The sequence below is a fragment of the Frankia sp. CcI49 genome, from assembly GCF_001983215.1.
Taxonomy (GTDB): domain Bacteria; phylum Actinomycetota; class Actinomycetes; order Frankiales; family Frankiaceae; genus Parafrankia; species Parafrankia irregularis.
The window spans coordinates 252,190-266,537 of record NZ_MOWP01000017.1 but is presented as its reverse complement, the minus strand read 5'-3'; the positions used below and the strand labels follow the sequence as shown (position 1 = coordinate 266,537).

Annotated in this window: 12 protein-coding genes and 1 tRNA gene; 7 read left to right on the top strand and 6 right to left on the bottom strand. The window is 70.3% G+C overall.

What is annotated here, in order from left to right:
• Positions 1 to 205: 205 nt before the first annotated feature.
• Positions 206 to 1,084, bottom strand: coding sequence for a hypothetical protein (locus CcI49_RS16540; RefSeq protein ID WP_158230775.1), 879 nt, complete (start codon positions 1,082 to 1,084; stop codon positions 206 to 208).
• A 148-nt stretch (positions 1,085 to 1,232) separates the two neighbouring features.
• On the opposite strand from CcI49_RS16540, the gene CcI49_RS40590 reads away from it, so the two are divergent.
• Positions 1,233 to 1,628 carry a hypothetical protein gene (locus CcI49_RS40590; protein WP_076827569.1) on the top strand — a complete coding sequence of 132 codons (396 nt, stop codon included), beginning with the start codon at positions 1,233 to 1,235 and terminating at the stop codon, positions 1,626 to 1,628.
• Positions 1,629 to 1,958: 330 nt separating this feature from the next.
• On the opposite strand, the gene CcI49_RS16530 is transcribed toward CcI49_RS40590, so the two are convergent.
• Positions 1,959 to 3,020, bottom strand: a complete 1,062-nt coding sequence (locus tag CcI49_RS16530) for a 2-oxoacid:ferredoxin oxidoreductase subunit beta (protein WP_054570412.1) — start codon at positions 3,018 to 3,020, stop codon at positions 1,959 to 1,961.
• Complete coding sequence (locus CcI49_RS16525) at positions 3,017 to 4,903, bottom strand: 2-oxoacid:acceptor oxidoreductase subunit alpha (RefSeq protein ID WP_054570413.1); 1,887 nt, start codon at positions 4,901 to 4,903, stop codon at positions 3,017 to 3,019. Before CcI49_RS16525 ends, CcI49_RS16530 begins: the two co-directional genes overlap by 4 nt.
• A 1,227-nt stretch (positions 4,904 to 6,130) precedes the next feature.
• On the opposite strand from CcI49_RS16525, the gene CcI49_RS16520 reads away from it, so the two are divergent.
• Positions 6,131 to 7,102: a Rossmann-like and DUF2520 domain-containing protein gene (locus CcI49_RS16520; protein ID WP_083749549.1), complete on the top strand. Its 972-nt coding sequence runs from the start codon at positions 6,131 to 6,133 to the stop codon at positions 7,100 to 7,102.
• A 126-nt stretch (positions 7,103 to 7,228) separates the two neighbouring features.
• Positions 7,229 to 8,101, top strand: a complete 873-nt coding sequence (gene htpX, locus CcI49_RS16515) for a zinc metalloprotease HtpX (protein ID WP_006539105.1) — start codon at positions 7,229 to 7,231, stop codon at positions 8,099 to 8,101.
• Between the two features lie 529 nt (positions 8,102 to 8,630).
• On the opposite strand, the gene CcI49_RS16510 is transcribed toward htpX, so the two are convergent.
• Positions 8,631 to 9,119 carry a YajQ family cyclic di-GMP-binding protein gene (locus tag CcI49_RS16510; RefSeq protein ID WP_054570414.1) on the bottom strand — a complete coding sequence of 163 codons (489 nt, stop codon included), beginning with the start codon at positions 9,117 to 9,119 and terminating at the stop codon, positions 8,631 to 8,633.
• A gap of 143 nt (positions 9,120 to 9,262) precedes the next feature.
• Between CcI49_RS16510 and CcI49_RS16505 the strand changes: the two genes are divergently transcribed.
• The 4 genes from CcI49_RS16505 to CcI49_RS16490 all read left to right on the top strand — a co-directional run bounded on the left by CcI49_RS16505 (position 9,263) and on the right by CcI49_RS16490 (position 11,129).
• Positions 9,263 to 9,344 (top strand) — tRNA-Tyr (locus CcI49_RS16505).
• 201 nt (positions 9,345 to 9,545) lie between these two features.
• The gene (locus tag CcI49_RS16500; protein WP_076827567.1) at positions 9,546 to 9,989 is read left to right on the top strand and encodes a DUF4259 domain-containing protein; all 444 of its coding nucleotides are present in this window, start codon (positions 9,546 to 9,548) and stop codon (positions 9,987 to 9,989) included.
• A 124-nt stretch (positions 9,990 to 10,113) separates the two neighbouring features.
• A complete protein-coding gene (gene pyrE / locus CcI49_RS16495) occupies positions 10,114 to 10,650 on the top strand; it encodes an orotate phosphoribosyltransferase (protein WP_054570415.1) in 537 nt (178 codons plus the stop codon).
• Positions 10,647 to 11,129 carry a gamma-glutamylcyclotransferase family protein gene (locus tag CcI49_RS16490; protein ID WP_076827565.1) on the top strand — a complete coding sequence of 161 codons (483 nt, stop codon included), beginning with the start codon at positions 10,647 to 10,649 and terminating at the stop codon, positions 11,127 to 11,129. Before pyrE ends, CcI49_RS16490 begins: the two co-directional genes overlap by 4 nt.
• 88 nt (positions 11,130 to 11,217) lie before the next feature.
• Here CcI49_RS16490 and CcI49_RS16485 read toward each other — a convergent pair whose 3' ends face one another.
• On the bottom strand, positions 11,218 to 11,994 hold the full coding sequence (locus CcI49_RS16485; protein ID WP_076827563.1) for a hypothetical protein: 777 nt from the start codon (positions 11,992 to 11,994) through the stop codon (positions 11,218 to 11,220).
• Positions 11,995 to 12,156: 162 nt separating this feature from the next.
• Positions 12,157 to 13,944 (bottom strand): GH25 family lysozyme, encoded by a 1,788-nt coding sequence (locus tag CcI49_RS16480; protein ID WP_347280122.1) that lies wholly within the window; start codon positions 13,942 to 13,944, stop codon positions 12,157 to 12,159.
• Between the last annotated feature and the right edge of the window lie 404 nt (positions 13,945 to 14,348).

The window sequence follows — 14,348 nt, the reverse complement described above, 5'->3', positions numbered from 1 at the left end:
CCCCTGCGGCTGCTGTTGCTGCCGGCCGGTTCCGAGGATTCCGACTGCCAGAACGACCGGAATCCTCCAACCTTCGGCCTTCGCCTCTTCGGATACCGAAGCGGAGCAGCGAACGCCGATCCGCTGGGATCGGCGTTCCGGACTGAACCTCTGACCGGGGAGCTCCCTTGGACACGGGGAGACACCGGTTACGCGGAGGAGGACGTCACTCGACGGTGATGGACGGGATGCTGACATCCCAGATCGGCGTGACCTCCACCGGATCCGGGTTGAACGGCAACGAGCCCTCGTCGGAGGTCTGCGTAGCCGTCGTCGTCGCGGACGGAGTCGTCGAGGTTGCCGAGGTCGTCGGCCGCCGCGTCGCGGTCGCCGTTGAACTCGGCGTGGTGCTCCCCGAGGCCGCCGAAGTCGCCGTGGGAGTGGACGCCGGTGTGGTCGTGGGTTTCGGTTCCGACTGGTCCGGGCTCGCCGAAGCGCTCGGCGTCGGCGTGGGCACCCCCGGAGTGCTCGGGCCGGACGTCTCGTCGTCCGAGGTGTCAGTTCCGTTCGTCGGGGTCGCCGCCGCGGTGGTCTGCGGAGTGAGCGGCACGAACGGAAGCTCGTAGCCGGACAGGTCGTCGCTCTCGCTCTCGGCGGTGACGCTCTGCTCCGGCGACGGAGCCTGGGCGGCCGCGGGCGTCTGAGTGGTGTGGTATTGCGACGAGTAGCGCGAGACCTGCAGGTAGTCGGTCTCCGTCGGGGTGGAACCCTCGTCGGAGGCGGTGGGCCCGGTGGTCGCGGTGGGCTGGGGCGTCGGCAGCTCGGTGCGGCTGCTGCTGCGGGACGCCTGCGTGTCGGCCGAGCCGAACGCGTCGCGCGCCTGGTCCGCCTGGACGAGTGGGTTGGCGCCGGTGGTGGGCCCGGCGGAGATCACCGGCGTCTCCGCGGTGAGCGCCATACCGGTCACGATCGCCGAAAGCCCGGCGAGTGAGGCCGTGCCGGCGACGACCAGGCGGGTGCGGCCCGGCGCGCGGCGGGGCGCGGGGGCCCGGTGTGCGCCCCGGCCCGTCGCCGAGCCCGGCCGGGTGCCGTTCTGACGCGGCACCACCACCGGCCGCGGGCCGGCTCCAGCGGCTGGCGCGGACGGCGGCATCGGCTCGAACAGCGACCCGGCTGGACGCTCCGACCGGGCTGGACGCTCCGACCCGGCCGGACGCACCGGCCGGGCCGGCTCGAAGGCGGAGAACCGGGCCGTGTGCGCGGTACGGGCGGGCCTGACCGACGAGCTGGTCGAGATCGGGCCGGTGAGGGTGTCGATCTCCCCGGGCGGCAGGACCGGCGGCCGCGGCGGCGGTGAGCGCCTGGGGAGCGAAGCCGTCCCCGCCGAGGGGTTGCTGCTCCACTCACTGGTCACCCAGCCCGAGCGTGGCTCGGACCGCGTGCGCCTCGGAAGATCGTTCCACTGCGCGGACGCGGACGCGGGCGTGGCGGAGCCCGGAGCGGGAGCACGCTCGGCCGGTGCGGACTGGGGCGGAACCGGCCGGCGGAACTCGCCGGTGGTCTCGGCGCCCCGGCTGTGCCGGCCCGCGGAATGGCTACCCACGCTGGCCGCCCGCTGCCGCCAGGGCGCAGAACATGGCCTGGATTAACGGTGAGCCCCGGTGACGGGCTCGGTGATCTCGCACTGCGTAAGCCCGCACTGCGCCTCCGGCTGCTGCTTTGGTGTTGTGAGCCCCCCCGGGCCACACGGCACCCCCACCCGGGGGTCACCATACCGCATGCTGATCAGAAGGCCGCAACTAATGCATACATCCACTAATCGGGCAATCGGTGCAGATGGCACTTCTGGGCGTGCTGGGAGCAGGCGGTGCAACGGCTGACTCTCGAACGACCGGCGCTCCAGACGGCGAAGGCCGGGGTGGCAGTTCGCCACCCCGGCCTTCTAAGCACCACCGCTACCCGTCACCTGGACGGATCGGTCAGTTGATGGTCCAGGTCTCGTTGCCCGAGATGAGCCCGGCCAGATCGCCCTTGCCCAGCTTGGTGCGAGCCTGCGCCACCTGGTCGTTGAGCGCCTCGTCGTAGGTCGGCATGTCGACGTTGCGGAACACGCCGATGGGGGTGACCCCGTGCGCGTCTCCGGTCAGCCGCGACAACGCGAACGCCTGGCTCGGGTCGAGGTTCGCCGCGTCGTGCACGAGGACGTTCTCATCGGTCGCCGCGCAGACCTCCAGGCCGCCCGACGCCGCGCGCCGAATGCCCTTGTCCCGCTCCGCGCCGAAGAGCAGCGGCTCGCCGTCGACCATCTTCAGCGTCGCGTCGTCCCGGGTGTCCCGGTCCTTCAGCGCCTCGAACGCGCCGTCGTTGAAGATGTTGCAGTTCTGGAAGATCTCGACGAACGCGGTGCCCGGGTGCTCCGCCGCCGCGCGCAGCGTCGCGGTCAGGTGGGCCCGGTCCGAGTCGATCGACCGGGCGACGAAGGTCGCCTCCGCGCCCAGCGCCAGCGACGCCGGGTTGTACGGGCGGTCGAGCGAGCCGAACGGCGTCGACTTGGTGATCTTCCCGACCTCGGAGGTCGGCGAGTACTGCCCCTTGGTCAGGCCGTAGATCCTGTTGTTGAACATCAGGATCTTGAGGTTGACGTTCCGGCGCATCGCGTGGAGCAGGTGGTTTCCGCCGATGGACAGGGCGTCACCGTCTCCGGTGACCACCCACACCGACAGGTCCGGCCGCGATGTGGCCAGCCCCGTCGCGATCGCCGGCGCGCGCCCGTGGATGGAGTGCATCCCGTAGGTCTGCAGGTAGTACGGGAAGCGCGAGGAGCATCCGATGCCCGAGATGAACGCGATGTTCTCCCGGGCGATGCCCAGCTCGGGCAGGAAGCCCTGGACGGTGGCCAGGATGGCGTAGTCGCCGCATCCCGGGCACCACCGGACCTCCTGGTCGGAGGTGAAGTCCTTGCGGGTGAGCTGGTTCGGCGTGGTGGGGATCAGGTCGAGGAGCCGGTTGGAGATCCCGCTGCCGTTCGTCGTCACGGTCACTGGTTGATCACGTCCTCCAAGACGCCCGCGAGTTCCGCGGCCTTGAACGGCAGTCCGCGGACCTGGTTGTACCCGATCGCGTCCACCAGGAACTGCGACCTGATCAGCATGCGGAGCTGACCGAGGTTCATCTCGGGAATCAGCACCTTGTCGTAGGAGCGCAGCACCTCGGCCGTGTTGGCCGGGAACGGGTTGAGGTGGCGCAGGTGTGCCTGGGCCACGTGCAGGCCCTTGGCCCGCACCCGGCGGCAGCCGGCGGCGATCGGCCCGAAGGTCGACCCCCAGCCGAGCACGAGGACGTCCGCCATGCCGGACGGGTCGTCGACCTCGAGCGGGGCGATGTCGCGCGCGATGCCCTCGACCTTCGCCTGGCGCAGCCGCACCATCCGGTCGTGGTTCGCCGGGTCGTAGGAGATGTTGCCCGACCCGTCGGCCTTCTCCAGACCGCCGATCCGGTGCTCCAGCCCTGGGGTGCCGGGAACAGCCCAGGGGCGGGCGAGCGTCTCGGGGTCGCGCAGGTAGGGCCAGAACTCGGGGCCCTTGGGCCCTTCGTGGTTCGGCTCGGTGGTGAAGGTGACCGTGAGGTCCGGGAGCTCGTCGATCGTCGGCAGCAGCCACGGCTCGGAGCCGTTCGCCAGGTAGCCGTCGGAGAGCAGGAAGACCGGCGTGCGGTACTTCGTCGCGATCCGGGCGGCTTCCACCGCGGCGTCGAAGCAGTCGGCCGGCGAGCGCGGCGCGATGATCGGCACCGGGGCCTCGCCGTTGCGGCCGAACATCGCCTGCAGCAGGTCGGCCTGCTCGGTCTTCGTCGGAAGGCCGGTCGACGGGCCGCCGCGCTGGATGTCCACGATCAGCAGCGGCAGCTCGAGGCTGACCGCGAGACCGATCGTCTCGCTCTTGAGCGCGACACCCGGGCCGGAGGTCGTCGTCACGCCCAGCGACCCACCGAACGAGGCGCCCAGCGCCGCGCCGATGCCGGCGATCTCGTCCTCGGCCTGGAAGGTCCGGATGCCGAACTGCTTGTGCTTGCTCAGCTCGTGCAGGATGTCCGACGCCGGGGTGATCGGGTAGGTGCCGAGGAACAGCGGCAGCTTCGTCAGCTCACCGGCCGCGATCAGCCCATAGGACATCGCGATGTTGCCGGTGATCCGCCGGTACGTGCCCGCCCGCATCCGGGCCGGGGCGACCTCGTAGGTGACCGAGAAGGACTCGGTGGTCTCGCCGTAGTTGAAGCCGGCGCGGAAGGCGGCGATGTTGGCTGCCGCGATCTCCGGCCGCTTGGCGAACTTCTTCTTGAGGAAGCCCTCGGTGCCGTCGGTGGGGCGGTGGTACAGCCAGCTCATCAGGCCGAGCGCGAACATGTTCTTCGCCCGCTCGGCCTCCTTCTTGTTGACCGCGCCGGCGACGCCCTCGGCCGCGTTGACAGCGTTGATCGTCATCGAGGTCAGTGGGACCCGGTGGACGGTGTAGCTGTCGAGCGTCCCGTCCGTCAGCGGGTCGTCCGCGTAGCCGGCCTTCTTGAGGTTGCCGCCGGTGAACGCGTCGGTGTTGACGATCAGGTCGGCCCCGGGCGGCAGATCCTTGAGATTCGCCTTCAGCGCGGCCGGGTTCATCGCGACGAGGACGTCCGGGGCGTCGCCCGGGGTGAGAATATCGTGATCGGAGAAATGGAGCTGGAAGCCAGAAACTCCGGCCGGCGTGCCGGCTGGCGCCCGGATTTCCGCAGGAAAGTCCGGAAGCGTGGACAAATCGTTGCCGAATGCCGCTGTCTCGCTCGTGAACTGTTCTCCGGTGAGCTGCATACCGTCGCCGGAGTCGCCGGCGAACCGCACGACGACCCGGTCGAGCCGGCGGGTCTCCCTCTCCCTGACCTGCTCAGACACCTTAAGTAACCTCCTCAGGTACTACCCCAGCGTACCGGGCGGCTCAATACGGCACGAGGATCGTGCCGCCTGGTGGCACTGGCAAGGGTGTTGCGTCGTGGCTTGCGGTCGGATTATCCCGGCCACCCCCCCTTGCTGGCCGTGCGCGACTGGTTGCGGTATGCGATTTCTGGTAACGGTGCCGAGTCCGGCTGAAGTGGAGTTGCCGGGTAGCTCGGCGGGGCTGGTCGATCATGCTCCGACAGGCCGGGACCTTACGCTCCCAACACGCCGGACATGAGTCATGTGATCAGTCTGGCCCGCTGGGCGTGATCGCCGCTGTGGCCGCCAGTAGGCCCACCACGTGCGGCATCACCTACCTGCACACACCCTGACGGGTGTCCGCAGGCGGACACCCGGGTCGGTGGTCCGTCCGGCCGTCCGGTAGGCCCCCCGGTCGTGCCCGACCCGCCGGCGGGCGGCACGCCGCCGGCGCCGACGGACGACCGTGACGATGCCTGGCCGGGTGTGTCCGAAGGGGGGATCTATTCAGCGTCTCTCGCTTCCTGGGGTGTGTCCCGAGGCGTGGCGGCCGAGTTGTCGGTGAAACGACCATCTGGCCTGGTGGTGGTATCACCGACTGGTCTGACGGTGATATCACGGCGCCGCCGTCAGCGGGTCGTCAGTGGCGGGCCGACTCTCTTCCGGACGTTCGTCGGTATAGCAGTGACTGCCTGGAAGCAGCACTGCGACCCGGAGTCGTCAACGATGAGCATTGCACGCCACCGGCTCGCGGCGGGTCCTCAGTCATTCGGATGGAGCGACGGTGGAGCACGTCACCTGGGGTGGTATCCGCTCGAAACCGGACGTGTACGGAACGCCATAGTGGGATCGCGGAGGCGGCAGACCTGGCCACGTTGGACGGACGGTCGCGGCCGAGTAAGTTTCCGCTCAGTAGGTTTCACCCTGAATGGCGGCGGAGAAGGCCGTCCGCACCTGGTCTGGCGAACAACCGATCGATCCATTGGAAGTCAGGTGGGTCCGGATGCCGGGCCGCCGGGCCGGAGCAGATTTGCTGACATATCGTGATCTTCGGTCGGCCTGGAAGACCTTCGCCGTCCCGGCGACCACAATCCTCAGGCCCTGCCCAGTCCGACAGCCACGCTCGCGGGTGGCCTCGTGGTCGGGTACGTCGCCTGGCCCCGGCCGCACCGCCCGGACGGCACCCGGAAGGTATTCGGGAGAGTGATGGAGAGCATGCGTCCGGGGCTACCGGTCACCGGCCAGCCGGTCACCGGCCAGCCGATCACCGGCCAGCCGATCACCGGGCTGTCGATCGCCATCGTCGGGCCGGGTCGGGCCGGCGCGGCGGTGGGCAGGGCGCTCGTGACCGCGGGTCATCAGGTGCGCGCGATCCACAGCCGGACCCAGGCCGGGCGGGAGCGGGCTGCGGCCCTGTTCCCCGCTGCTGAGATCTGCGTCACACCGGCCCAGGCGGCCGCCCTCGCCGACGTGGTCCTGCTCGGGGTTCCGGACGACAGCATCGAACAGACGGCCGCGCGGATCGCGCCCGGTGTCGCCCGCACCGCCGCCGTGCTCGTCGCCCATCTGAGCGGGCGCCATGGGATCGCGCCGCTCGCACCGGCGGCCGCGGTGGGCGCCCGGCCGGCCGCGATACATCCGATCATGACGCTGACCGGTGCGGCGACCGACCCCGACCGGCTCGTCGGCGCGACCTTCGGGGTCACCACCGCGCCCGGGGACGAGGACACGGCCGGGCTCGTCCGCCGCCTGGTGGAAGGCATCGGAGGCCGGGTCGCGGTCATTCCCGAGGAGCAACGCGCGAGCTACCACGCGGCGCTGGTGCTGGGGGGCAACTTTCTGGCCACGCTGGTCACGGCTGCGGGGCAGCTGCTCGCCGCCGCGGGCGTCCCCGATCCGGCGCAGGCGCTCGGACCGCTCCTGCGGATGTCGCTCGACAACGCCCTGGCACACGGGGAGGACGCGATGACCGGTCCGGTCCGACGCGGGGATGTCGGCACCGTCACAGCGCAGTGGTCGGAACTGACGCGCCGGGACCCCCACCTCGCGGACGCGTACGGCGCGCTGGCGGTGTTGACGGCCGACCGCCTCGAGCGGTCCGGCCTGCTGCCCGCCCGGACCGCCGCCGCGCTACGGGCCGGCGTGGCCCGCCCGGACGACAGTCCGCATGGCCCGTGAGAGCGGGGACAGCGGGGTCGGCGGGGGTGGCGGCTCGGCGTGGACGCCCGAGCGTTGGGAACGAGGAGTGTCAGGTCCTTCGTTGATGTAGTCGCAACAGGTCGACAGGACGGATGCGCGACAGCCATGCCTCATCGCAGTCTCAACGGGCTGAAGACGGCCCTTCTCCTTGGYGTGCTCTCCGCAGTGATCGTGTGGTTCGGCTCGCTGTTCGGCCAGCACGGGCTCGTCATCGCGGTCGTTCTCGCCGTCGTGATGAACGCCGTCTCCTACTTCTACTCGGACCGGATCGCATTGCGGGCGATGCGGGCCTATCCGGTCAGCCAGGTCCAGCAGCCTCGGCTCTACGCGATCGTGCAGGAACTCGCGACCAGGGCCCGCATGCCGATGCCACGGCTGTACCTGAGCCCAACCGCCTCACCGAACGCCTTCGCCACCGGTCGCAACCCTCGCAACGCCGCGGTGTGCTGCACCGAGGGAATTCTCGAGATCATGGACGATCGTGAGCTTCGCGGCGTGCTCGGCCATGAGCTCAGCCACGTGTACAACCGCGACATCCTGATCGCCTCGGTCGCCGGCACCCTGGCGGCGATCATCGTCTACATCGCGAACATGATGCAGGTCTTCGCCTTCTTCGGTGGCGGTCGGGACGAGGACGGCCCAGGCGTGGCCGAGATGCTCGCGATCATCATTGTCGGGCCGATTGCTGCGTCAATCATTCAGCTGGCGATCAGCCGTGCCCGTGAATACCAGGCAGACGAATCCGGGGCGACGCTGACGGGCGACCCGCTCGGGCTGGCCAGCGCCCTGCGCAAGCTGGAAGCGGGGACGGCGGCGCGTCCGATGCCCGCGAACTCCCGGCTGGGCCCGGCCTCCGCCATGATGATCGCGAACCCGTTCCGCGGAGGCGGTGTGGCCAAGCTGTTCTCGACCCATCCGCCGCTAACCGAGCGAATCGCCCGGTTGGAGCAGCGCGCCCGGATGAATCCGTACCGGTAGGGCGGCCCGGTCGGGTCCGTTCGGTCCGCTCCCGGCCCCGACCGCGGACCGGATGGGTGCGCCCGGCATGGAACGGGTACGACGGGCGGGTGTGAGAAGCCACATGTCGGGCACATCAAGTTCACTGTGGTGAAATAGAGAGACCCGCGGAAGGCACGCTGCGCCGCGCGAATGAGAGTAGTCTCAAAGTTCCCAGGACAGCGGCGGAGCGTACCCCCCAGGTTCCGCCGCCTGCACCCCGCCCGAAACCCCCCATCGGGCGGGGTGCACTTTTTCTGGGGAACATCGCCGGGAGCGCCCGAAGCGCTCCCGGCCCGGTCAGCCGCCGGAATCCTCGCACACGCTTCTTCCCGTGCATATGCGCGTGAATTTGCCCGGTACGGGCTGTCGCGTGCGCGACTGTTGCTGACGAAACGGTGAGCCTTTTCCGTCTCCAGGGCCAGGACCAGGGGCGCCACAGGTCCGAGTCGATGACGGTAAAGGCTCAATCTCACATTCGTCGGCTGCCACCAGATGCGCGGGCCACGGTTCAGCGGTAGTTGACAAACTGCAGCGGGACCTCGAAGTCCTCCTCCTTGAGGAGCTGGATGACCCGCTGCAGGTCATCCCGCTTCTTCCCGGTGACGCGCAGCTGGTCACCCTGGATCTGCGCCTGCACGCCCTTCGGCCCGTCCGCACGGATCTTCTTCGCGATCGCCTTGGCCTTGTCGTCCGCGATGCCCTGCTGCACGGTGACCGTCAGCCGGAACTCCTTGCCGGACTGTCGGGGCTCGCCGTACTCCAGGGACTTGAGCGAGATGCCGCGCTTCACGCACTTCTCCTGGAGCACGTCCAGGACGGCCTTGACCCGCTCCTCGCTGTTGGCCTGCAGCTGGATCGCCTCGCCGGAGAGCTCCGCGGACGCGCCGGTGTCGCGGAAGTCGAACCGGGTCCTGATCTCCTTCGCCGTCTGGTTGACCGCGTTGTCGATCTCCTGGGTGTCGACCTTGCTGACGATGTCGAAGGACGGATCTGCCACGGGCACGGACCTCCTGGGTCGAGTCGTTCGGTGCGGGCGACGGGCCCCGCGACCCGCGGGCACGCGTCGCGGGGCCCGTCGGGGATGTAGTCGGGGACCCTCCCGTCAGCATGCTCGGAGCAACCGGTATGCTTGCCGAGTACGGCAGGTTGCCCGAGTGGCCAAAGGGAGCGGTCTGTAAAACCGTCGGCTCAGCCTACGATGGTTCGAATCCATCACCTGCCACCGCCCCGGTTAATCCGGGGAACAACTGAGACACAGGCCCTGGAGGTATCTCCGGGGCCTGTTCCGCGTTCCCGGTTGTTCCCGCCTGATCATGGTCGCTACCGGCCGGTTGTGGACAATCTCCTGCCCACCCGATGGTGGGGACAAGCCCGCCGGCACACCGAAGGGATCACGCTCGCCACAGCTACGTGAGGGAGATCGATGGGCGTTTGGGGACCTGGACCGTTCGCCAACGATGACGCTGCGGACTTCGCCGGCGACCTTGATGACCTGGCCTATGAAGATCGGGGGGCCGCACTAGCCCAGGCGTTGAGCCACGCCATCGAAGAGGACGACTACCTGGAGTACCCAGGTGCGACGGCCGCCATCGCCTCGGCGGCGCTGATCGCCGCTCGCTTCACAGGCACCGAACCCGTCGATTCGAACCACGGCCCGAAGGAGCCCCTCCCGCCTCTTCGCGCCAGCCTGGTCCCGCTTGCCATTCAGGCGGTGGACCGTGTGCTCGCCAGCGACTGCGAACATAGGGAACTCTGGGACGACGCCGATGGGCCCGAGTGGCTCGACCAGGCGACCCGCCTCCGCGAAACCCTCACTGCCCTGTCCGGCCAGTCAACGCTCGACCTGGAGAGCCTTGGCCGCGGCTGAGTTGATGGCGCGCTGCATACACCACGCACGACCAGGACCCCGGCGGCTCGCCGCGCAACCGGGGCCCGCCTCGCTCCGCCGACACCCCGAGCGTGTCGGCGGGCGAGCCGTAGAGTCGCCAGTTGTGGCCGACATCGACGCGCTGGCTGCCCGAGTCCGGGCGGCATCCCATCTGACCGGCACCTTCGTCCTACGGTCGGGGCGCACCAGTACGGAGTACTTCGACAAGTACCTGTTCGAGGCTGAGCCCGCGCTGCTGGCGGAGATTGCTGCCGCGATGGCGGAGCACCTCCCGGCCGGGACGGAACTTCTCGGTGGGCTCGAGCTCGGCGGCATCCCGCTGGTGACACTGCTTTCGGCGCGGACCGGCCTGCCGGCCAGGTTCGTGCGCAAGAAGGCCAAGGAGTACGGCACCCGGCAGATCGCCGAGGGCGGCGAGATCGCGGGCCGGCGGGTCGTTCTGGTCGAGGATGTCGTGACCAGCGGCGGTGCCGTGCTGGACGCCACCCGGGTGCTGCGGGAGCAGGGCGCGATCGTGGAGGACGTCCTGTGCGTCATCGACCGGCAGGAGGGCGGTCGCGAGCGGCTCGCCGAGATCGGTCTCACGCTGCGCCCCGCACTCACCCGGGCCGACCTTGAAGCGGCGGAGCCTCGGGGGTGACCGGGGGCGTTCCGGGCAGCGGCGTCGGCAGCGCGGGCGGTCCGGGCCGGGCACCGACGCTGTTCGTCTACGGAACGCTGCGGTTTCCCGAGGTCGTCGAGGCACTGCTCGCGCGGCGTCCGGTCATGAGCCCGGCCTCGGCCGCGGGGTGGCGGGCTGCGGAGCTGCGGAGCCAGACCTATCCGGGGCTGGTTCCCGCCGGTCCCACCGAGATCTGCGCCGGCGCCTGCCTGCACGGCCTCACCTGGGCGGAACGTGAACTGCTCGACCTGTTCGAGGGCGACTACTACGAGGCACGCGAGGTTTCGCTGGTAGGTGGCGAAGTCGCTGTCGCGTACCTGTGGCGGGGACCCGTGGCGCAGGTACCGGTGTTGGCCTCGAACTGGGACGCAGGCCGGTTCGCGGCGAGGCATCTCGCCGAGTTCGTCGGGCGCTGCCAGCAGTGGCGGGCCCAGGTCGTGCCGAGGCCGCCGCGGTGACAGGTGCCGCGGCGGCCCCGGCGGTCAGGACGTCGATGACCTGGCCAGGACGTCAGGGACTACCAGGACGTCAGGGACGGTCAGGACGTCATCGGTCGAGGTCATCGGTCCGGGTCGGCGGTTCCTCGCCGCCTCGGTGACCGACGTCGCCCTGGACGTTCCGGTAGCCGGTGTCCGGGCGTTCGGCTCCGAGGTGTTCGGAGGTTCCGGCGCCGGAGCGGGTGCCCGGGCCGGCGGTGGTCGGCTGGAAGAAGTCGCCGCCGGCGCCACTGTTGCGCGCCGCGCCACCGCTGTCACCTGCCGCGCGGTCTCCGTCGCCGGTCGCGACGGCGCCACCTCGGGTTCGCGGACCGGCACCGCTGGAGCTACCCGCGTAGGCGCCGCTGCGGACCTGCTCCGCGGAGCCCCGCGCCAGGCCGGGACGGTCTCCTGGGTAGGGCTGCACCGCTCCGCCTGTGCTGACCCGGCTCGGGTAGGTCGCCAGCGCGTAGATCACCAGGATGTCGAGCGCGATGATGACCACCGACCAGACCGGGAACGCGGCGAGGAAGGCCAGCTGACCGATGGCGTTCAGCGCGGCGATGATGATTCCGACCCAGCGGGCGAGCTCGTTGCCGGCCGCGATGGCGAACGCGATGCACATCTCGACGATGCCGACCGCGATCCAGAGCCAGCCCCAGAACGTGGTGCCGGCGTAGATCACTCCGTTGCCGTTCGAGCTGGAGCTCAGGTTGTCCACCACCACGACGTAGTCGCGCAGGGACGCGATGCCGTAGATGAGGTTGTGGAAACCGACGATGAACATGACGACGGCGGCGAAGATCAGCCAACCGTCCGTGCTGCGTGCCTGCCGCAGGTCTACCATCTGGTCCTCCCGGCTGCGCGGCAACGCTTTCTGTAGCCAGGCGGCCACCCTGCGCCGCACGCGAGTCAGATACCCCCGCTGGCCTACGTCACTCCCCGCGCCCGGCCGACTCCCACGATCCGCGCGCACCGGCGCGATCCGTGGCACCGCGCCGACCCGTRCTCAGGGCGCCAGCGCGGTACCCGCGGCCCCGGCGGCTCCCGCTCCCGCGGCTGCGGCTCCGGCGGCAGGGGCTCCGGCGRCAGGGGCCGCACCTGTGGCGCCAACTGTGGCCGGCAGCAGCGCGACCGAGTTCGTCGCCGCCATCCAACGCAGCCGGCCGAACTGGAACGCGCTCTCCCGGCCGCCGGGCACCGAGTACTCGTCCGTGACCGGCAGCCCCAGGCTCGACACGGAACCGCCGAGATCCAGGTAGTGCCGCAGGATCTGGCCGTGCACCTCGTGCGCGCCGGTGGCCAGGCTCCAGTAGATCCAGCCGCCTTCGAACATCGCCTGATGCGCGCCGGGTGCCGCGGCCCACTCGACGTCGCTCAGCGGGCGCTTCAGGAAGCTGTCGGAGCCGCCGAGGGCCAGGTACTTCCGGGCCACCTCGCCGTGCAGCGCCCGTGCTCCGGACCGGACCGACCAGAAGAGCAGTCCGTTCGTGAACGGCCGCCAGCGTCCGCCGCCGCCGGCCGCGAGCTCCGTGTTGGTCGGGGCGCCCAGGGCTATCCGCATGAGACCGCCCGAGGCGTACCTCTTGTCGAGCTCGGACTGGGTTCCGTCGGCGAGCGCGGCCAGAGAGGCGGGCGAGCAGCAGGCGGCGTTCATGTCGACGTTCCCGATGATGCCCGGGACGTCGCCGGACGAGCTGTACTGCCAGATCGCCCAGTTGGACCAGCCCCCGGGTAGCCATCCCGGAGTGTCCTCGTTGTTGTAGATCGCGAACCAGAACGGATAGAGGGCGAAGTCGTCCGTGTCGGCCATGTGGTCCGTCCAGAACGACCGGTAGGTGTAGATGATGGGTGCGCGGCCGGTCTGGGTCTCGATCTCCTCGAGGAAGGCCCGGGTCCACGCGGCGAGCGCGACCGGGTCCAGGCCGCCGGTCGTCTCGAGGTCGAGGACGGGGGCCAGATGCCCGGCCGAGCGAGTGAGACCTGTCACAGCCAGGAAGTGCCGTGCCTGGTCGACCGCGGTGGAGATCGGGGCCGCCGGGCGGGCGTAGTGGTAGGCGCCCACGGTGAGCCCCGCCAGCCCGGCCGCGTCGCGGTCCGCGGCGAAGTACGGGTTGGTGTACTCGGTGCCTTCGGTGGCCTTCACGATCGCGAAGCTCACCCCGGAGGCCTTGACCGCGTTCCAGTCGATCGGTGCCGAGCCGGGGTGCTGCCACGAGGCGATGTCGACGCCCTTGGGCCAGGTGGGAGACGGTGCCGCGGAGGCGGTCGGTGCGGACAACGCGACCGCGGTGACGGCGACCGTCGCCGCGCTGAGAACGCGCACGGAGAACCGGCGGGCGTTGCGCAGCCGCCAGGCGGCGACCGAGCGATGGATCACAGCCGGCTCGTCGTCATCCTGGCCACCGGGCCGGCCGGTCGCCTCCGCGCCGGTCGCCTCCGCGCCGGTCGCCTCGGCGCCGGTCGCCTCGGCGCCGGTCGCCTCGGCGCCGGTCGCCTCGGCGCCGGTCGCCTCGGCGCCGGTCGCCTCGCGGCCGATCTCCTCCCGGCCGACCGTCATCCTCGCGCGGGCCCTGTCCGTGGCCGGCTTCCGGTCGGCGGGCCTCGGCTGAGCCTGGAACGCGGCGTGCAGCGTCGCGTAGGACGTCCCGGGCGGCAGGGACGCTCCTGCCGGGACGTGCAGCCCACCCCACGGAACCGGCCGGCTGGCCATCGCTCGCGGGTGCGGCCCAGCTGGGACGTCGGGTGCCGCATCCGGTGTTCGGGAGTCTCGGGGCGGACGGTGCGTGGGCGGCATGGGCAAACCTCGATGCTCGGCGGCGCGGCAGCGGCTGCGGGAGCTCCCGGAAGGGCGCGTATCCGGGGGCATGGCACACGCTAAGCACTCGAGTGATTACTTACAGCTATCGACGTGGGAGGCGTGTCGGGCTGGCCGTCACTCGGATCCGTGCCGATGCGGCCTTGATGGTGCTTCGTCCGTCGAAGTCGTCGCGCAGCGTCGACAACCCGACGGTGGGTGGTCGACGGCGTCGTGACGTCCCGCAGTCGCGCGGCGGCGATCAGGGGTGGCGGTCGAGAGTTGTGATCAAGGGGAGATGTTGCGAGGAGTGGGGTGTTGTGGGGTGGGTTGGCGGCCTGCCCGGCTGACCATGTGTCGGCTCGTCAAACTGATGGGGGCCCGCCCGCCACGAAGGCTCCGGA